Origin of the sequence: Nocardia sp. NPDC060249, from assembly GCF_042728755.1 — a bacterium.
Classification (GTDB): domain Bacteria; phylum Actinomycetota; class Actinomycetes; order Mycobacteriales; family Mycobacteriaceae; genus Nocardia.
On sequence record NZ_JBHXAQ010000001.1, the window covers coordinates 456,708 to 474,518 of the forward strand.

Annotated in this window: 17 protein-coding genes and 2 tRNA genes; 12 read left to right on the forward strand and 7 right to left on the reverse strand. The window is 66.4% G+C overall.

What is annotated here, in order from left to right; translation table 11 throughout:
• Window positions 1-67 precede the first annotated feature (67 nt).
• Window positions 68-271, forward strand: coding sequence for a cold-shock protein (locus ACFWFP_RS02025; protein WP_379292672.1), 204 nt, complete (start codon window positions 68-70; stop codon window positions 269-271).
• Here ACFWFP_RS02025 and ACFWFP_RS02030 read toward each other — a convergent pair whose 3' ends face one another.
• Both ACFWFP_RS02030 and ACFWFP_RS02035 read right to left on the reverse strand, forming a co-directional pair.
• Window positions 272-541: a hypothetical protein gene (locus ACFWFP_RS02030; RefSeq protein ID WP_379292673.1), complete on the reverse strand. Its 270-nt coding sequence runs from the start codon at window positions 539-541 to the stop codon at window positions 272-274. It lies immediately after the preceding gene.
• Between the two features lie 89 nt (window positions 542-630).
• Entirely contained in the window at window positions 631-1,413 is a 783-nt protein-coding gene (locus ACFWFP_RS02035; protein ID WP_379292674.1) for an MHYT domain-containing protein, read from the reverse strand.
• A 416-nt stretch (window positions 1,414-1,829) separates the two neighbouring features.
• Between ACFWFP_RS02035 and ACFWFP_RS02040 the strand changes: the two genes are divergently transcribed.
• Window positions 1,830-2,033, forward strand: coding sequence for a cold-shock protein (locus tag ACFWFP_RS02040; RefSeq protein ID WP_056812000.1), 204 nt, complete (start codon window positions 1,830-1,832; stop codon window positions 2,031-2,033).
• 72 nt (window positions 2,034-2,105) lie between these two features.
• On the opposite strand, the gene ACFWFP_RS02045 is transcribed toward ACFWFP_RS02040, so the two are convergent.
• A complete protein-coding gene (locus ACFWFP_RS02045; RefSeq protein WP_379292675.1) occupies window positions 2,106-2,909 on the reverse strand; it encodes a DNA polymerase beta superfamily protein in 804 nt (267 codons plus the stop codon).
• 135 nt (window positions 2,910-3,044) lie between these two features.
• Between ACFWFP_RS02045 and serA the strand changes: the two genes are divergently transcribed.
• From serA to ACFWFP_RS02060, 3 genes are all read left to right on the forward strand, one after another.
• The gene (gene serA, locus ACFWFP_RS02050) at window positions 3,045-4,643 is read left to right on the forward strand and encodes a phosphoglycerate dehydrogenase (protein ID WP_379292676.1); all 1,599 of its coding nucleotides are present in this window, start codon (window positions 3,045-3,047) and stop codon (window positions 4,641-4,643) included.
• 117 nt (window positions 4,644-4,760) lie between these two features.
• Window positions 4,761-5,768, forward strand: a complete 1,008-nt coding sequence (locus ACFWFP_RS02055) for a 3-isopropylmalate dehydrogenase (protein ID WP_379292677.1) — start codon at window positions 4,761-4,763, stop codon at window positions 5,766-5,768.
• 229 nt (window positions 5,769-5,997) lie between these two features.
• Complete coding sequence (locus ACFWFP_RS02060; protein ID WP_379293722.1) at window positions 5,998-6,558, forward strand: Uma2 family endonuclease; 561 nt, start codon at window positions 5,998-6,000, stop codon at window positions 6,556-6,558.
• A gap of 155 nt (window positions 6,559-6,713) precedes the next feature.
• On the opposite strand, the gene ACFWFP_RS02065 is transcribed toward ACFWFP_RS02060, so the two are convergent.
• On the reverse strand, window positions 6,714-7,889 hold the full coding sequence (locus ACFWFP_RS02065; RefSeq protein ID WP_379293723.1) for an MFS transporter: 1,176 nt from the start codon (window positions 7,887-7,889) through the stop codon (window positions 6,714-6,716).
• Between the two features lie 303 nt (window positions 7,890-8,192).
• On the opposite strand from ACFWFP_RS02065, the gene ACFWFP_RS02070 reads away from it, so the two are divergent.
• From ACFWFP_RS02070 to ACFWFP_RS02085, 4 genes are all read left to right on the forward strand, one after another.
• Complete coding sequence (locus ACFWFP_RS02070; RefSeq protein ID WP_379292678.1) at window positions 8,193-8,966, forward strand: fumarylacetoacetate hydrolase family protein; 774 nt, start codon at window positions 8,193-8,195, stop codon at window positions 8,964-8,966.
• Window positions 8,967-8,986: 20 nt separating this feature from the next.
• Window positions 8,987-10,462: a glutamate--tRNA ligase gene (gene gltX / locus ACFWFP_RS02075; RefSeq protein ID WP_379292679.1), complete on the forward strand. Its 1,476-nt coding sequence runs from the start codon at window positions 8,987-8,989 to the stop codon at window positions 10,460-10,462.
• 192 nt (window positions 10,463-10,654) lie between these two features.
• Window positions 10,655-10,726, forward strand: a tRNA-Gln gene (locus ACFWFP_RS02080).
• Window positions 10,727-10,753: 27 nt separating this feature from the next.
• Window positions 10,754-10,826 (forward strand) — tRNA-Glu (locus ACFWFP_RS02085).
• 51 nt (window positions 10,827-10,877) lie between these two features.
• Here the strand turns inward: ACFWFP_RS02085 and ACFWFP_RS02090 are convergent.
• Entirely contained in the window at window positions 10,878-11,579 is a 702-nt protein-coding gene (locus tag ACFWFP_RS02090; protein ID WP_378560645.1) for an IclR family transcriptional regulator, read from the reverse strand.
• 63 nt (window positions 11,580-11,642) lie between these two features.
• On the opposite strand from ACFWFP_RS02090, the gene leuC reads away from it, so the two are divergent.
• The 3 genes from leuC (at window position 11,643) to ACFWFP_RS02105 (ending at window position 14,518) form a co-directional block, all read left to right on the forward strand.
• Window positions 11,643-13,067 carry a 3-isopropylmalate dehydratase large subunit gene (gene leuC, locus ACFWFP_RS02095; protein ID WP_379292680.1) on the forward strand — a complete coding sequence of 475 codons (1,425 nt, stop codon included), beginning with the start codon at window positions 11,643-11,645 and terminating at the stop codon, window positions 13,065-13,067.
• A gap of 35 nt (window positions 13,068-13,102) precedes the next feature.
• On the forward strand, window positions 13,103-13,711 hold the full coding sequence (leuD, locus tag ACFWFP_RS02100) for a 3-isopropylmalate dehydratase small subunit (RefSeq protein WP_379292681.1): 609 nt from the start codon (window positions 13,103-13,105) through the stop codon (window positions 13,709-13,711).
• A gap of 156 nt (window positions 13,712-13,867) precedes the next feature.
• Window positions 13,868-14,518 (forward strand): HU family DNA-binding protein, encoded by a 651-nt coding sequence (locus ACFWFP_RS02105; RefSeq protein WP_379292682.1) that lies wholly within the window; start codon window positions 13,868-13,870, stop codon window positions 14,516-14,518.
• A gap of 130 nt (window positions 14,519-14,648) precedes the next feature.
• Here ACFWFP_RS02105 and ACFWFP_RS02110 read toward each other — a convergent pair whose 3' ends face one another.
• A complete protein-coding gene (locus tag ACFWFP_RS02110) occupies window positions 14,649-15,596 on the reverse strand; it encodes an NUDIX domain-containing protein (protein WP_379292683.1) in 948 nt (315 codons plus the stop codon).
• Window positions 15,593-17,761 carry an RNA degradosome polyphosphate kinase gene (locus ACFWFP_RS02115; protein ID WP_379292684.1) on the reverse strand — a complete coding sequence of 723 codons (2,169 nt, stop codon included), beginning with the start codon at window positions 17,759-17,761 and terminating at the stop codon, window positions 15,593-15,595. Before ACFWFP_RS02115 ends, ACFWFP_RS02110 begins: the two co-directional genes overlap by 4 nt.
• Window positions 17,762-17,811: the final 50 nt, after the last annotated feature.

Genomic DNA, 17,811 nt, shown 5'->3' on the forward strand with positions numbered 1-17,811 from the left:
TCGCGGGCTCCGGCATGCGACGATTGACGAATCAGGTTGGCAGGCACAGGAGTCGGAAGGTCGGTTGATGCCGAGCGGGATCGTGACCTGGTTCGACAGCGGCAAGGGATTCGGATTCATCACTCCCGATGCCGGCGGACCCGACGTGTTCGTCGAATACACCGCGCTGGCCGGTTCGGGGTTCCGTACGCTGCGCGACGGTCAGCGCGTGGAATACACCGTCACCGAGACCCGGCGCGGACCCGAAGCGCACGACGTACAGGCCGGGTGATCAGAAGGTGGCCACCGCGTAGGCGGCGAATCCTGTTGCCGCCAGTGAGACGACCGCGCTCAGGATCAGCAGCTGATTGGTGAGGCGGTGCAACCGGTCGTGCCGGGCACGGTGGGTGAAGAAGGAACTCGTGGGGTTGCCGTCGCCGACGAAGCAGGAGCGGGAGTCGTGCAACGCGCGATTCGCGCGGGTTTCGGCGACGGTGGCGGCGAACAGGCTCAGTGCGCCGAGGACCGCGCAGGAAATGGTGACGACAATGACGAACGGCATCGTGGAACTCCCCCCGTGAAATCGGCATAGCCGCAGCTCGTGCCGGTGTTTTGTACCTCCTTCATTGTCGCACCGGGGTCTGACAGATTTCAGTTCTGGCCGCTGGGCCAGAACCGGCTCGCCCGCTGACCGTGGACGGGGCGAGTGAGGTTGGGGTCCTCGGCTTCGGTGATGCCGACCTGCATCAGCAGGATCATGGTCACCATGCTGATGCCGATGATCAGCGGTGTGAGCAGCTGGGCCGCGGTGGCGCCGCTGGCATGGGCCACATGGGCGCTGGTGTGCGCGCTCATCGAGAACATGCCGGTGTAGTGCATGCCGGTGACGGCCACGCCCATCAGCAGGGCGGCGCCCATGGTGGCGACGATGCCGTGGATGTGCAGGGCGAACCACAGTGCCGCGATCGAGGCGACCACCGCGATGGCGAGCGACGCGGCGACCACCACGGGTTCGTAGATGATCTCGGCGTCGGTTTTCATCGCGTACATGCCCGCGTAGTGCATGGCCCCGACGCCGAGCCCGGTGATCGTGCCACCGACCGGTAACGCGGCGCTGTCCCAGCTGCGGCGCACCACGATGGACAATCCGAGCCACACCACACCGATGGCGACAGCGGCGCTGAACAAGGTGACGGGAACGTTGTAGCGGATGGTCACGCCGCGTACCGAGAATCCGAGCATCGCGATGAAATGCATGACCCAGATACCGGTGCCACCGAGTGCGATCGCCGCCGCCGTGAGCCAACCGCCGTGCGTGCCAGACGCGCGCGAGCGAACCATGCAACGTAGCGCCAGCATCGACCCGACGACCGACATGACATAGGCCAGCAGGGGGGTCACCCAGCCGTAAGTGAAATGGTTGATGTCCAGCACCGTCTACTCCTAGCGTGATTTCTCGGCGAGGCGTGCGATCCTCACGATCTCGGAAAATACGCTGGTAGAGAATTTGCCGTACGGGGTTTCTCGAAAATGTCTAGGGTTGCTGACGATGACATGTCGCTAATGCGTAGAGTTCTCGATGGTGAAGCGTTCCAATCGGTTCCGCGCGCGCTCCCAGCTAATCCGGCATCCGGGGAGCAACTGTCTCGGCATACGCTGAGCATCCACCCGAAAGCGGGCCCCGTCACGTCCGCGCCGACGTCGGCCGGCAGGATCTGGGGGTTGCCTTCCTCACAGTTCGCACACTTTGCACTGTGGGATGTGGCCGAATTCGTCGGATCATGGCATGGTGGACACCGAGACCAGGGCCGGACTATTAGGACCTAGCTCATCTACAGAAGGTTTTTGAAATGGCACAGGGTGTTGTTAAGTGGTTCAACGGCGAAAAGGGCTTCGGCTTCATCGCCCAAGACGGAGGCGGCCCGGACGTCTTCGTTCACTACTCCGCGATCGGCGGCTCCGGCTTCAAGTCCCTCGAAGAGGGCCAGCGCGTGGAGTTCGAGGTCGGTCAGGGTCAGAAGGGCCCCCAGGCTCAGGACGTTCGCGCCATCTGATTCTGCGCTGACCAGCGTACGAATGTGAAGCTCCGCACCAGTTGGTGCGGAGTTTCTGCTATCCGGGGGTGGTCACCGCAGCGCTTCGGCGCGGAAGAATTCGCCGGTGACGGCCATCGACGCGGTGAGATCACGTGGCCCGCGCGAGTCGAATTCCGTGGCGGCCCTGTCGAATTCGGCATTGATGAAAGCCGTGATCAGCGCGGGCGGGGCGGCGGAACCCATCTCTCGCGTCTTCGACTTGAGGTCGGTGAGTTCGGTGATCGCCGCCACGAGGTCGACCGGCAGCTCGCACTCGGCGAGCAGCGTCGGCAGATGCATCGGCGCCACCGCGGCGCCGGGATGCTCACGCAACCAGCGCAGCGCCATCGCGGGCCGCAGCGCGTAGAACACCTTCTTCAAGCCGCCGTTGCGCTCGAACAGCGCCCACTGGCGCGCGCCGAGGTGCAGGTAGTGCCGGGCGATCCGGTCGCGATCGGCCACCTCTCCGGCCACCTCGCGCAGCCGGGTGCGAAACGCCTCGTCGCCGCGGTAGACGATCGGCGACATCAGCCATTCGACGAGTACCGCGTTGCCCGCCACCAGCAGGCGCAGCGCCTTCGCCAGATCCCAGCCGTTCACGTCGAGCAGCCCGATCAGCGGTGTTTCGATCACATCGCGGGTGCGCCACGGAGACAGGTAGGTGTCCAAGCCCGCCACGTAGACGAAACGGCAGTCGTAATCGGAGTCCGGCGAGGGGAAACCCCAAGCACGGCTGCCACTTTCGATCGCGAGACGGATGGACACGTTGTGCTCGGCAGCCACCCGATCGAGCTCTGCGTCGACGGCGGCCACCACGGCCGGGTCCATCGATTCGGGGACAGTGCGCAAGGACATGGGGTGATCGTAGAGCGATCGGTGCCCAGGGTTCACCCAGTTTTCGGGCAGGGGGGTAAGGGCAGCCGAAGTCCGGGCGACTATCCTGGTCGGCGGTAACTGCCGACCCCCTTTCTTCCCCAGGAGTACCCCACAGTGAGCCAAGCAGGCCGTCCTGTAGTTCTGATCGCCGACAAGCTCGCCCAGTCGACCGTCGACGCACTCGGTGACGGTGTCGAGGTTCGCTGGGTCGACGGACCCGACCGCCCGGCGCTGCTCGCCGCGGTCCCCGAGGCCGACGCGCTGCTCGTGCGCTCCGCCACCACCGTCGATGCCGAAGTGCTCGACGCGGGCAAGAAGCTGCAGATCGTCGCCCGGGCCGGCGTCGGCCTCGACAACGTCGACGTGCCCGCCGCCACCGAGCGTGGCGTGATGGTCGTCAACGCGCCGACCTCCAACATCCACACCGCCGCCGAGCACGCCGTCACGCTGCTGCTCTCGGCCGCCCGGCAGATCCCGGCCGCCGACGCGACCCTGCGGGACAAGACCTGGGCGCGCAGCAAGTTCAACGGTGTCGAGATCTTCGGCAAGACCGTCGGCGTGATCGGCCTCGGCCGCATCGGGCAGTTGTTCGCGCAGCGTCTGGCCGCTTTCGAGACCAAGATCGTCGCGTACGACCCCTACACCTCGCCCGCTCGCGCCGCCCAGCTCGGCATCGAGCTGCTGAGCCTGGAGGAGGTGCTCGAGCGCGCCGACTTCATCTCCATCCACCTGCCGAAGACGCCCGAGACCAAGGGCATGCTCAACGCCGAGACCCTGGCCAAGACCAAGCCGGGCGTCATCATCGTCAACGCCGCGCGTGGTGGGCTGATCGACGAGCAGGCGCTCGCCGACGCCATCAACTCCGGCCACGTGCGTGCCGCGGGCCTGGACGTGTTCGAGACCGAGCCGTGCACCGACTCGCCGCTGTTCGACCTCCCGCAGGTCGTCGTGACGCCGCACCTCGGCGCCTCCACCTCGGAAGCCCAGGACCGCGCGGGCACCGACGTCGCCAAGTCGGTGCTGCTGTCGCTGGCCGGTGAGTTCGTGCCGGGCGCGGTGAACGTCACCGGTGGCGCCGTGAACGACGAGGTCGCCCCCTGGCTCGACGTCGTCCGCAAGCAGGGCGCGCTGCTGGGCGCCATCGCCAGCGAGCTGCCCGTCAGTGTCGAGGTGCAGGTTCGCGGCGAGCTGTCCGCACAGGACGTCGCCGTGCTGGAGCTGTCCGCGCTGCGCGGTGTGTTCTCGGCGCTGGTCGAGGACCAGGTCACCTTCGTCAACGCCCCGGCGCTGGCCAAGGACCGTGGCATCACCGCCACCGTCACCACCGCCTCGGAGAGCCCGACCCACCGCAGCGTCGTCGACCTGCGCGCCGTGTTCGGCGACGGTTCGACCCTGAATGTGGCAGGCACCCTGACCGAGCCCAACCTGGTCGAGAAGATCGTCAACATCAACGGCCGCAACTACGACATGCGCGCCGAGGGCCTGAACCTGGCCGTGCTGAACTACAGCGACAAGCCGGGCGCGCTGGGCAAGATCGGCACCCTGCTGGGCGAGGCCGAGATCGACATCCTGGCCGCGCAGCTGAGCCAGGACGTGGACGCCGAAGGCGCCACCGTGGTGTTGCGCGTCAACGCCGAGGTGCCGACCCAGGTGCAGACCGCGATCGCCGAGGCCGTCGGTGCCTCGAAGATCGTCCTGGTCGACCTGGCCTGAGTTGTTCGTCCCGGTACAGCCGGGACATCGGCAGCTGCGCGCCGTCACCTCACGGTGGCGGCGCGCACCTGTATCCCGGCGCGGCACGGTCCGCCCGACTTCGAACGGAGCTAGTTCATGAAACTCGCAGTAATCGCCGGTGACGGCATCGGTCCCGAGGTCATCGCCGAGGCGCTCAAGGTGCTCGACGTGGTGGTGCCCGGTGTGGACAAGACCGAATACGACCTGGGCGCCGCGCGCTACCACCGCACCGGGGAGATCCTGCCGGAGTCGGTGCTGCCCGAGCTCAAGCAGCACGACGCGATTCTGCTCGGCGCGATCGGCGATCCGTCGGTGCCCAGCGGCGTGCTCGAGCGCGGACTGCTGCTCAAGACCCGTTTCGCGCTGGATCACCACGTGAACCTGCGTCCGTCGAAGCTGCACGCGGGCGTCACCAGCCCCCTGTCCGGCAACCCGGATATCGACTTCGTGGTCGTGCGTGAGGGCACCGAGGGCCCGTACACCGGTACCGGCGGCGCGATCCGCGTGGGTACTCCGCACGAGGTGGCGACCGAGGTCTCCAACAACACCCGCTTCGGCATCGAGCGTGTGGTGCGCTACGCCTTCGCCACCGCGCAGGCCCGTCGCAAGCACCTCACCCTGGTGCACAAGAACAATGTGCTCGCCTTCGCAGGCTCGCTGTGGCAGCGCACCGTCGACGAGGTCGCCGTCGAATTCCCCGAGGTGACCACGGCGTACCAGCACATCGACGCCGCCACCATCCACATGGTGACCGACCCGGGCCGCTTCGACGTGATCGTCACCGACAACCTGTTCGGCGACATCATCACCGACCTCGCCGCCGCCGTCAGCGGTGGCATCGGTCTGGCCGCGTCGGGCAATATCGACGCCTCGGGTGTGAACCCGTCGATGTTCGAGCCGGTCCACGGCAGTGCCCCCGATATCGCGGGTCAGTCCAAGGCCGATCCGACCGCCGCCATCCTCTCGGTCTCGTTGCTGCTCAACCACCTCGGCAACACCGAGGGCGCGGCGCGCATCGAATCCGCCGTCGCCAAGGACCTGGCCTCGCGCACCGGCACCGCCTCCACCGTGGAGGTCGGCGACCGCATCGCGGCCACCGTCTGATCCCACCAGAACCGCCAGTGGCCTTCGTTGCCAGGTCACCGGGCCCGCCTGTGCCCGTTCGTGTCGACGGGTACCCGATAATCGGGTACCCGTCCGACTAGACTTGTCCGCACCGGCGTGTGTCGAACGGGTAACTGGACGGACCCAGAGAAGCTCGGGGCACCGGACCTGGAGGCGAGATGTGACTGTTGACCGCGCTGCCACTGGAAGCGGCTTCGGCCCCTACACTGTGCTCGACCTGCACGGCCTGTCGGAGGACGGCAAAGGGTTCGAACTCGAGGACGGGTGGTTGGTCGAGGTGGCTGCGGGGGCTCGGCACAACTGGATCGCGCACCGGCTGGCTCAAACAGTGCGAGGCGCACTGCCCAACGACTCACTGGTGGTTTTCGACGGCGGTGAGTGGGAGATCAGCACCCCTTCAGGTGTACGGAAGCCTGACGTTCTCGTCGTTCCTCGTGACGTCGCACGATCGGTGATTGTGGACGAGGTGCCCAAAATGCTTCCAGGACTCGACGTCTTGCTCGTTGTCGAGGTGGTCTCGCCGGGCAGCGGGAGCGAACGCACCGATCGGGTGCGAAAAGTCGGTGAGTATGCGGCGCTCGGAATTCCCGAATATTGGATTGTGGAGCATCGGCCCAGCATTCGAGTCATCCGGCTGCTGCTCGATGCGGGCGCAGGCACCTATCGTGCCGATCCGGCGGTCGGATCCGGCTCGATGTTCGACGCAGTGTTGCAGGGGGACAGCGATGTTCGATTGTCCTTCGATCCCGAACAGCTGATCGAGTTCTGACTGCTCGGCAACAAGGCTCGCTCCGGCTGAATGCCGGTGCGAGCCTTTGTCATTGACGGGTGCTGATCGAATTGTGTTCGGCGAGTGGGGGATACCGGTGTTCGCACCTGCTGGAACGTGATTCACGGGGCATGATGAACCAGCGGGTCGGACAGCTACTTTCGCGAGTCGCGGGGTACCAAGGGAACGGCCGCCACTGCGGCGACCGCGGCCAACGCGTACACCACGGGGAAGCCGGTCGCGGTGATCACAGCACCGAAAAGCGGTGGGACGGCGGCTATCGCGAGGTTCTGGCCGGTGTTCTGGATACCGAGGCCTCGGCCGCTCCAGAACGGGCCGGCGATCTCGGCCACGGCTGTGAACGCCAAGCCGTTGTCGGACACCGAGATCACCGAAGCCGCCACCATCAACGGGACGGCGGCCCACCACCAGTCGGTCCAGGCGGTGACGGTGAGAGCGGCCATGGCGAGGGCGGCGGCGACGGCCACTCGGCGCAGGGGGCCCAGGCGGGAACCGACTCGGTCCGACCAGGCGCCCGCGCCGATTCTGCCTGCGGCGCCGAGGAATTGGGTGGCGGTCATCAAGGCGCCCGCGGCGGCCAGTGACCAACCCAGGTCGACATGCAACCACAGCAGACCGAAGGTCCACAGCGTGGCCTGGGGGACCACCAGCAGGATCGAGACACCGTGGATACGCCACAGGGTGGAGTCGCCGCGATAGGGGTTGGCGCGGTCGGCGGCCTTCGCGGCCGGTCGCGGTGGGTCGATGATGCCGACCAGGCAGCCGATCGCTGCGACACCGGCCATCAGCGCGGGCACCAGCAGCGCGGCGGGAATGCCGTGGTGCGCGGCCACCCACGGGATGGTGAGTGCGCCGATGCCGACGCCCAGTGGCTGCGCGGTCTGGCGGATGCCCATGGCGAGGCCGCGCCGGTCCGGTGGGAACCAGCCGACGATCACCCGGCCGCTGGCGCCGTTGGAGCTGGCCGCGCCGATACCGCCCACGAACAGCAGCGCACCGAACGCGACCGGGTTGTCCACCACAGCCGCGGCGACGCCCGCCACGAACATCAGCAGGGTTCCCGCCACCAGCACGATGCGTTCGCCGATCCGGTCGACCACATATCCCCAGGCGATCAGCGTGCAGACCAGACCTACGGTCGGTAATGCCACCAAGGCCCCGGCGGACGCGAGCGAATCGCCACGAGCGGTGAGCGCGGGCAACAGGAACGGGGTGCCGTGGATGAAGATCGAACTCGAGGTCTGCGCGAAGACGCCGAGGGCGAGCATCAACCAGCGCCTGCCGTCACCGATCCGCGTCACTGGGGCCATCGGCCGCACGTCTGTCACGATTCTCACCTCGCCGGATTGCACGATTGCATCTCAATATATGAGATTGGTGTCTCATTTTTTGAACTACGAGGTTCACGCTACACCGATGACCCGTGGAATCTCGCCATCGGCGAGGTGTCTGACAGGTCACATCGGCACACGCGCGAATCCCGCACGCGGGCAGCGGCTTCGAATCACAGCGATGTGAGCTTGCCCGCACTTCGCCCGAGCGGCTATCGAGCGGCCGATGTCGCATCACGGGCGCGTTCGGGCAGGTAGCCCCGTCTCGATAGACTCCCCGGCATGCGCTTAGGTCGAGTTGCCAGTCCCGATGGAGTTGCTTTCGTCAGCATCGAGGGCGACGGAAGCGATGCCGTCGCCAAGGAGATCGCCGAACACCCGTTCGGCTCGCCGACGTTCACCGGACGGAGCTGGCCGCTGGCCGATATCCGCCTGCTGGCGCCGATCCTGGCGAGCAAAGTGATCTGCATCGGCAAGAACTACGCCGCCCACGCGGCCGAAATGGGCGGTGCGGCGCCGGTGGACCCGGTGATCTTCATCAAGCCGAACACCTCGATCATCGGCCCGAACGCCTCGATCATCCTGCCGCCCAGCTCTTCTCAGGTCGACTACGAGGGCGAACTGGCCGTGGTGATCGGCCGCCCGTGCAAGGACGTGGTCGCGGCCAAGGCGTCCGAGGTGATCCTGGGCTACACCATCGCCAACGACGTCACCGCTCGTGATCAGCAGCGCCACGACGGCCAGTGGACCAGGGCCAAGGGCTACGACACGTTCTGCCCGCTCGGCCCGTGGATCGAAACCGCGCTGGACCCAAGCGATCTGGAGATCGTCACCGAGGTCGACGGCGAGGTCCGCCAGCGCAGCCGCACGTCGCTGTTCCTGCACGATATTCCGAAGATCATCGAATGGATCAGCTCGGTGATGACCCTGCTGCCCGGTGACGTGATCCTCACCGGCACACCGGAAGGCGTCGGTCCGCTGCAGGCCGGGCAGAACGTGTCGGTCACCGTCGAGGGCATCGGCACCCTCACCAATCCTGTTGCCACCAAGCGCTGAGACGAGCGGAGAAGAGAGTCATGACTGAAGTACGAGTCCGTTTCTGCCCGTCGCCGACCGGCACGCCGCACGTCGGCCTGGTGCGCACGGCGCTGTTCAACTGGGCGTTCGCGCGCCACCACGGCGGCAAATTCGTGTTCCGCATCGAAGACACCGACGCCGCACGCGATTCCGAGGATTCCTACCGCGCGCTGCTCGACGCGCTGCGCTGGCTGGGGCTGATCTGGGACGAGGGCCCCGAGGTCGGTGGGCCCTACGAGCCCTACCGGCAGTCGCTGCGCCGCGATCAGCATCTGGATGTGGTGCGCCGGTTGCTCGAGGCCGGTGAGGCCTATGAGGCGTTCTCGACACCGGAGGAAGTCGAGGCCCGCCATCGCGCCGCCGGCCGCGACCCCAAACTCGGTTACGACAATTTCGATCGCGATCTCAGCACCGAGCAGATCGCGGCGTACAAGGCCGAGGGCCGCCCCGCCGTGGTTCGTTTGCGGATGCCCGCCGAAGATCTCGGATGGAATGATCTCGTTCGCGGCGAAACCACCTTCAAAGCCGGGACCGTCCCCGATTTCGCCCTCACCCGTGGCAACGGCGACCCGCTCTACACATTGGTGAATCCGGTCGACGACGCGATGATGCGGATCACCCATGTGTTGCGGGGTGAGGATCTGCTCTCCTCGACACCGCGTCAGCTCGCGTTGTATGCCGCGCTGCAGCGTATCGGGGTTGCCGAGTTCACGCCCGAGTTCGGTCACTTGCCGTTCGTGATGGGTCAGGGCAACAAGAAACTGTCCAAGCGCGACCCGGAATCGAATCTGTTTCTGCACCGGGACCGCGGATTCATCCCCGAGGGTTTGCTGAATTACCTCGCCCTGCTCGGCTGGAGCATCGGCGAGGACCGCGATGTGTTCTCCATGCTGGAAATGGTCGCGGCTTTCGATATTTCCTCGGTGAATTCGAATCCGGCTCGCTTCGATCAGAAGAAGGCCGACGCCATCAATGCCGAGCAGATTCGCCTTCTCGAGCCCGGCGATTTCGGTCACCGTCTGCGGGAGTTCCTCACCGCGAAGGGGCACATCGGCGCCGAAGTCGACGAGAAGACCTTCCTGGTCGCCGCCGAACTCGTGCAGACCCGCATCGTGGTGCTCGGGGACGCGTGGGACCTGCTGAAGTTCCTGTTCGTCGCCCCCGCGGAGTTCGCGATCGACCAGGCGGCGGGCACCAAGAATCTCGGCGCCGAGGCCGACCCCGTGCTCGACGCCGCGATCGCCGCTGTGGAGCCGCTGGGCGAGTGGACCACCCCGGCACTGGAGGAGGCCCTGAAAAAGGCGCTGATCGACGATCTGGGGCTCAAGCCGCGTAAGGCGTTCGCGCCGGTGCGGGTCGCGGTGACGGGCTCGCACATCAGCCCGCCGCTCTACGAGTCGATGGAATTGCTGGGTCGCGAGGCTTCGCTCGATCGACTGCGTGCGGCCCGTGGTTGGGCGCCTGCCGCGCAGTAGCTGCGGGGAGCGGGTGTGGTCCCGGTGCCGCATCCGCTCCAACAGGGTCGAAAACGGCCGAAAAGCAGCTTCTGACCAGGCGATTTGTAGTTTACCCCCTAGTGTTTGGTAATCTTCTCATCGCCGCGGAACACGGCCTCGCAACACCGACAACCACTCGGTGGAGATTGCAAGGTCGGGCGTTTCGGTCTTTGGGGTATGGTGTAATTGGCAACACAGCTGTTTCTGGTACAGCCATTCTAGGTTCGAGTCCTGGTACCCCAGCAAGGTTTCACTCTGTGAGATCGTCCTGGCCCCGTCGTCTAGCGGCCTAGGACGCCGCCCTCTCAAGGCGGTAGCGCGGGTTCGAATCCCGTCGGGGCTACAAAGCAAAGTAAGGCCCCCGGTCGAATCCGACCGGGGGCCTTCTTCGTTTCTACAATCGCTTGTGCAGTGCCTCGGCGGCCGCGACCAGATCGGCGGCCCAGCGCGCGCCCGGCCGGCGGCCCATCCGATCGATCGGCCCCGAGACCGACACGGCGGCCACGATCACCCCGCCCGCATCGCGCACCGGCGCCGACACACTCGCCACGCCCTGCGCGCGCTCGGCGGCACTCTGCGCCCAGCCGCGCTTGCGGACCTCGGCCAGTGCCCGGTCGCCGAACACCGCGTCGGCCAGGACCGTGCGCTGCAACTCGGGATCGGCCCAGGCGAGCAACACCTTCGCCGCCGACCCCGCGGTGAGCGGTAGTCGCGAACCGACCGGCACCGTGTCACGCAGGCCGACGGGCGGCTCCAGCGCGGCGACGCAGACGCGGGCGTGACCGTCGCGGCAGTAGAGCTGGACGCTCTCGCCGGTGATCTCGCGCAGGCGGGGCAGAATGACACCGGCGGCCTCCACCAGTGGATCGGCCGCCCCCGCCGACAACTCGGTGAGCGCGGGCCCCGGCCGCCACAATCCGTTGCCGTCACGGGCCAGCAGCCGGTGCGTCTCCAGCCCGACCGCCAGCCGGTGCGCGGTGGCGCGTGGCAGGCCGGTGCGGGTGCACAGGTCATTGAGACCGCAGGGCTCGTCGGCGACGGCGTAGAGCACCGCCACGGCTTTGTCGAGAACACCGATACCGCTATGCTGTCTCATAGAACGATACTAACGTCTCAAATGCTGAGATACCAAGTATGCCCGTCGAAAGGTGATCAAGCAATGGCCGAGCGCGCTCGCACACTGGCCGAGAAGGTGTGGGAACAGCACGTCGTCGTCACTGGCGAAGGCGAAGGTTCCTCCCGTGAACCCGACCTGATCTACATCGATCTGCACCTCGTGCACGAGGTGACCAGTCCGCAGGCCTTCGACGGGCTACGCGCGGCGGGCCGTCCGGTGCGCAGAACCGATCTCACCATCGCCACCGAGGACCACAACGTCCCCACCACCGACATCGACAAGCCGATCGCCGATCCGATCTCGCGCACCCAGGTGGAGACGCTGCGCCGCAATTGCGCCGAATTCGGCGTGCGCCTGCACTCGATGGGCGACGCGGAGCAGGGCATCGTGCACGTGGTCGGTCCGCAGCTGGGTCTCACCCAGCCCGGCATGACCGTCGTCTGCGGTGACAGCCACACCTCCACCCACGGTGCGTTCGGCGCGCTGGCGATGGGCATCGGCACCAGCGAGGTCGAGCACGTGCTGGCCACCCAGACGTTGTCGCTGCGCCCGTTCAAGACGATGGCCATCACCGTCGACGGTGAATTGGCGCCCGGCGTCACGAGCAAGGACCTGATCCTGGCCGTGATCGCCGAGATCGGCACCGGCGGTGGCCAGGGCTATGTGCTGGAGTACCGCGGCGAGGCGATCCGCAAGCTGTCGATGGAAGCGCGGATGACGATCTGCAACATGTCCATCGAAGCGGGCGCACGCGCCGGCATGATCGGCCCCGACGAGGTGACCTACGAATTCCTGAAGGGCCGCCCGCACGCGCCGCAGGGAGCCGACTGGGATGCCGCAGTGGCCTCCTGGGACGCGCTGGTCACCGACGAAGGCGCCCAGTTCGACGCCGAGGTCCACATCGACGCGAACGCCCTCACCCCGTTCGTCACCTGGGGCACCAACCCCGGCCAGGGCCTGCCGCTGGGCGCGAATGTGCCCGACCCGGCGCAGATCGCCGACCAGAACGAGCGCGAATCCGCTGAGAAGGCCTTGCGCTACATGGACCTGACGCCGGGAATGCCGCTGCGTGAGGTGAGCGTGGACACCGTATTCGTCGGCTCCTGCACCAACGGCCGGATCGAGGATTTGCGCGAGGTGGCCGATGTTTTGAAGGGACGCCAGGTCGCCGAGGGTGTGCGAATGCTGGTTGTGCCGGGCTCGATGCGGGTGCGCGCGCAGGCGGAAAAAGAAGGACTCGGCGAGATTTTCACCGCCGCGGGCGCGGAATGGCGTCAGGCGGGCTGCTCGATGTGCCTGGGTATGAATCCCGATCAGCTCGAACCGGGCCAGCGCTGCGCGTCTACCTCGAACCGCAATTTCGAGGGCAGGCAGGGCAAGGGCGGCCGTACGCACCTGGTCTCGCCGCTGGTCGCGGCCGCTACGGCGGTCCGTGGAACCCTGTCCTCGCCTGCCGATCTGGCCTGAGTCACCGATCACCTACAGATCGAAAGGGAATCGTTATGGAAGCCTTCACCGTTCACAAAGGCATCGGCGTACCGCTGCGCCGGTCCAATGTCGACACCGATCAGATCATCCCCGCCGTTTACCTGAAGCGCGTGACCCGAACGGGTTTCGAGGACGGCTTGTTCGCCGGTTGGCGCACCGATCCGCAGTTCATTCTCAACACCGAGCCGTACAACCGGGGCAGCGTGCTGGTGGCGGGCCCGGATTTCGGCACCGGTTCTTCGCGTGAGCACGCCGTGTGGGCACTGTCGGACTACGGCTTTCGGGTGGTCATCTCGTCGCGTTTCGCGGACATCTTCCGTGGAAATGCGGGCAAGGGCGGGCTGTTGGCCGCACAGATGTCACAGAACGATGTCGAAATGCTCTGGAAGCTGATCGAGGAACAGCCGGGCATCGAATTGGTTGTCGATCTGTCCTCGCGCACCGTCACAGCGGGAACCGTCGTGTTGCCGTTCGATATTGACGACTACACCCGGTGGCGTCTGCTGGAGGGTTTGGACGACGTCGGCCTCACGCTGCGCCGCGCCGACGAGATCAGCGAGTTCGAAAAGGGAAGGCCGTCATGGAAACCCGTGACGCTGCCGGAGCCTATTTCACGGGCGTAATCACGTGGGGCGCTTAGGGGCGCATCCCGGGCGGTGGTAGCTGGACGTGTGCTAAACCACATGAATTTTGGCGTGGCACATAGACTCTTGCTCAAACTGGGTTTACCGTGGTACCTAGTCGGTCCGACGACGGGCCATTAGTCTGCGGAGGATTCAATGAACAAGGCGGAACTGATCGACGTTCTGACCGAAAAGTTGGGTACGGACAGGCGGACGGCTACCGCGGCTGTCGAGAATGTTGTCGACACCATCGTCCGTGCCGTGCACAAGGGTCAGAGCGTCACCATCACCGGATTCGGTGTGTTCGAACAGCGCAAGCGTGCTCCCCGGGTTGCCCGTAACCCGCGTACCGGTGAAACCGTGAAGGTGAAGGCCACTTCGGTGCCAGCCTTCCGGCCGGGCGCGCAGTTCAAGGCGGTCATCGCGGGTAAGCAGAAGCTGGCCTCGTCCGGGCCTGCCGTCAAGCGGGGCGTGAATGCCCCGGTGGCGGCGAAGAAGGCGGCAGCCAAGAAGACCGCGGCGAAGAAGACCGCGGCCAAGAAGGCCACGCCGTCCAAGGGTCCGGCCAAGACCACGGCCCGCAAGGCCGCCACCAAGGCACCTGCCGCCAAGAAGACCACCGCGGCAAAGAAAGTGGCGGCGGCCAAGAAGGCGCCCGCCAAGAAGGTGACGGCGGCCAAGAAGGCTCCTGCCAAGAAGGTGACGGCGGCCAAGACCACGGCCGCGAAGAAGACCACCGCTGCGAAGAAGGCTCCTGCCGCCAAGAAGACTGCTGCTAAGAAGACTGCCGCCCGTCGTGCTCGTTGATCCTGCCGCAGCGGGATCAGGTCGGGGAATGTGTACGTAAGCCGCATCACGCATCACCCACCACTGGACCGAGAACGGCCCCGGGAATCCCGGGGCCGTTTCGGCTGTTTCGGAGCCGGTCGGGGGTGACTCACGCAGTGACGATTGCCGTCGACAACGAACGGTCCATATGGTCCGCCGCGACCAATCGGTCCGCGACGAACGACAATGCCCAGACGCTGCCCTTGCGATTGCGCGCCGAGGGCAGCGTGAGCCCGCCCTGCTCGGCCAGCCACTGGGTGAGATCGGGAATCACCCCGCCCTGACTACACACGACCGGCACCCCTCGATCTGTTACCAACGACAGAAATCGTTGCCGCGCCGCGCTTTTCGCTGAATCGTAACCTTTCTCGGAAAACATTGGCTCGCAATTGATTTCGGCGTTGAGCTGTTCTGCCAACGGGGTCACGGTTTGGATACAGCGCAGCGGATCGGCGGAATAGATCTCGGATGCGCCGAACGCCAACAGATTCGGCGTCAATCCCTTCGCCTGCTGTTCCCCGGCGGCCTCGAGTGGCCGTAACTCGTCGGGCCCGTCGCGGCGGTTGCGCTTGCCGGCCTTGGCGTGGCGTACCAGCAGCACGGTGTTGGTGCGGGCGGGCAGCCGGGCGAAGATCCGCACGATCTGGCGATCCATCGGATACGACAGCTGGTCCATCACCCGCGCCAGCGGGAACCACCGCATCTGGTCGACTTCGTTGTTGACGGCGAAGTCGCCGTCGGCGGCCTCGGCGGCCCAGTAGTCGACCCGCTTGAGCTGACGGTGGCCCGGGATCGGATAGGTCACATGGCCGAGATAGCGCCCCAGCGTGGCCGCGAGGCCGGTTTCCTCACTTACCTCGCGCACGGCCGCGACCACCGGGGTCTCGCCGGGATCGAGCTTGCCCTTCGGCAGCGACCAGTCGCCGTATTTCGGCCGGTGGATCACGCCGATCTCCGGGCCGAGCGCCCCCGCACGCCACAGAACCGCGCCCGCGGCATGGATATTGGGCCGTACGCGCGGGTCGCGCAACGACGCGTGCTTGCTCTGTGCGCTCACGGCTGATCGGGGCGACGCCGGCGCATGAGGAACGCCTGGTGATCACGCACCTGGTCGGCCTCGACATCGGTCGGACTGGCCTGCCAGGTTCCGTCCGGCAGCAGGATCCAGCAGCGGGTCGCCGGATCGAGCGCGGAATCGAACACCTGCGCGAGCTGATCGACGAGTTTGGGATCCTTCACCTGCACCATCACTTCGACGCGGCGGTCGAGATTGCGGTGCATCATGTCGGCGCTGCCGATCCAGGTCTGCTGCTGCGCGCCGAACTCCATGACCCGGGAGTGTTCGAGGAACCGGCCGAGGATCGAACGCACCTCGATGTTCTCGCTCAGACCGGGCACACCCGCGCGCAGGCCGCAGATGCCGCGCACCACGATCTGCACCGGCACGCCCGCCTGGGAGGCGCGGTAGAGCGCGTCGATGATCTGCTCGTCGACGATCGCGTTGGCCTTGATCCGGATCCGGGCGGCCGAGCCCTGGCCGGCCAGTTCGATCTCGCGATCGATCCGCTCGATGATGCCCGCGCGCACGCCCAGCGGCGCGACCATCAGGTTGCGGTAGTCCTCCTTGCGGGAGTAGCCGGTCAGCGAATTGAACAGGTCGGTGAGATCGGCGCCGATCTCCGGTGCGGCGGTGAACAACCCGACGTCTTCGTACAGTCGCGCGGTCTTCGGGTTGTAGTTGCCGGTGCCGATGTGGCAGTAGCGCCGGATCGTCGAACCCTCCCGACGCACCACCAGGCAGGTCTTGCAGTGGGTCTTGAGGCCGACCAGGCCGTAGACCACGTGCACGCCCGCCTGTTCCAGCTCGCGCGCCCATTTGATGTTGGCCTGCTCGTCGAAGCGGGCCTTGATCTCGACCAGCGCGACAACCTGCTTGCCCGCTTCGGCGGCCTCGATCAGTGAATTGATGATGGGGGAGTCACCGGAGGTGCGATAGAGCGTCTGCTTGATCGCCAGCACCTGCGGGTCGGCCGCGGCCTGTTCGATGAAGCGCTGCACGCTGGTGGAGAAGGAGTCGTAGGGGTGGTGCACCAGCACGTCGGCCTCGCGCAGGGCGGCGAAGACATTGCGCGGGGTCTCGCGCTCACCGAACGCCGCGGGGGTGGCCGGGACATACGGCGCGTCTTTGAGTTCGGGGCGGTCGACACCGTAGACCTGCCACAGGCAGGACAGGTCGAGCAGGCCCGGAACCTGGATGACATCGGCGGGGTCGACCTCCAGCTCACGTAACAGCAGCTCCAGCATGTGCTCGGTCATGTCGTCGGAGACCTCGAGGCGCACCGGCTTGCCGAAGCGGCGGCGGGCGAGTTCGCGCTCCATCGCCTGCAGCAGGTCTTCGTCGCGGTCTTCGTCGACCTCGAAATCGGCGTTGCGGGTGATCCGGAACGAATGCGTCTCCACCACGGTCAGACCGGGGAACAGCAGGTCGAGGTGGGCGGCGATGAGGTCTTCCATCGGCAGGAACGCCGCGATCGCCGACGGCGCGCCGGTGCGGCGCACGCGCACGAAACGGTCGACGTTGTCGGGCACCTTCACGCGGGCGAAGTGCTCACCGCCGGTGCCGGTATCGCGAACGGTCACGGCGAGGTTCAGGCTCAGGCCGGAGATGTAGGGGAACGGGTGCGCCGGGTCGACGGCCAGGGGTGTGAGGACCGGGAACACCTGGTCGGTGAAGTAGCTCGACAGGCGCCGGCGCTCATCGTCGTCGAGGTCGCTCCAGCCGATGATGTCGATGCCCTCGACGGCCAGCGCCGGATTCACTTCGTCGATGAAGACCTTCGCGTGCCGCTCGGCGAGCTCCTGGGCGCGGGCGGTGATCATCTCCAGCTGTTCCGACGGTGAGCGACCATCGGCCGAGCGCACCGACAGACCGGTCTCGGCACGGCGTTTCAGGCCGGCCACGCGCACCATGTAGAACTCGTCGAGGTTCGACGCGAAGATCGCGAGGAACTTGGCCCGCTCCAGCAACGGCAACGAGGCGTCCTCAGCCAGGGCCAGGACACGGGCATTGAAGTCGAGCCAGCTCAACTCGCGGTTGAGGTAGCGATCTCTGGGCAACCGCTGCGCGTTCGCGCCACCGCCCGAGGCGAGGGCGGCCGCAGGTGGCGGGGAAATCGGGGGCAGCTGCTTGATGGTTTCCGTATCGCTCACGAGATCAATCATCCCTCGAGAAACGGGCGTCGCGCATCACGACATCGCACGAATCGTCCCGA

What these genes read in the sequence shown, in the direction of transcription:
- ACFWFP_RS02025 (WP_379292672.1), top strand. Translation starts at nt 68, where the DNA reads ATGCCGAGCGGGATCGTGACCTGGTTCGACAGCGGCAAGGGATTCGGA.
- ACFWFP_RS02030 (WP_379292673.1), bottom strand. Translation starts at nt 541, where the DNA reads ATGCCGTTCGTCATTGTCGTCACCATTTCCTGCGCGGTCCTCGGCGCA.
- ACFWFP_RS02040 (WP_056812000.1), top strand. Translation starts at nt 1,830, where the DNA reads ATGGCACAGGGTGTTGTTAAGTGGTTCAACGGCGAAAAGGGCTTCGGC.
- ACFWFP_RS02045 (WP_379292675.1), bottom strand. Translation starts at nt 2,909, where the DNA reads ATGTCCTTGCGCACTGTCCCCGAATCGATGGACCCGGCCGTGGTGGCC.
- ACFWFP_RS02055 (WP_379292677.1), top strand. Translation starts at nt 4,761, where the DNA reads ATGAAACTCGCAGTAATCGCCGGTGACGGCATCGGTCCCGAGGTCATC.
- ACFWFP_RS02065 (WP_379293723.1), bottom strand. Translation starts at nt 7,889, where the DNA reads ATGGCCCCAGTGACGCGGATCGGTGACGGCAGGCGCTGGTTGATGCTC.
- ACFWFP_RS02070 (WP_379292678.1), top strand. Translation starts at nt 8,193, where the DNA reads ATGCGCTTAGGTCGAGTTGCCAGTCCCGATGGAGTTGCTTTCGTCAGC.
- gltX (WP_379292679.1), top strand. Translation starts at nt 8,987, where the DNA reads ATGACTGAAGTACGAGTCCGTTTCTGCCCGTCGCCGACCGGCACGCCG.
- ACFWFP_RS02090 (WP_378560645.1), bottom strand. Translation starts at nt 11,579, where the DNA reads ATGAGACAGCATAGCGGTATCGGTGTTCTCGACAAAGCCGTGGCGGTG.
- leuC (WP_379292680.1), top strand. Translation starts at nt 11,643, where the DNA reads ATGGCCGAGCGCGCTCGCACACTGGCCGAGAAGGTGTGGGAACAGCAC.
- leuD (WP_379292681.1), top strand. Translation starts at nt 13,103, where the DNA reads ATGGAAGCCTTCACCGTTCACAAAGGCATCGGCGTACCGCTGCGCCGG.
- ACFWFP_RS02105 (WP_379292682.1), top strand. Translation starts at nt 13,868, where the DNA reads ATGAACAAGGCGGAACTGATCGACGTTCTGACCGAAAAGTTGGGTACG.
- ACFWFP_RS02115 (WP_379292684.1), bottom strand. Translation starts at nt 17,761, where the DNA reads ATGATTGATCTCGTGAGCGATACGGAAACCATCAAGCAGCTGCCCCCG.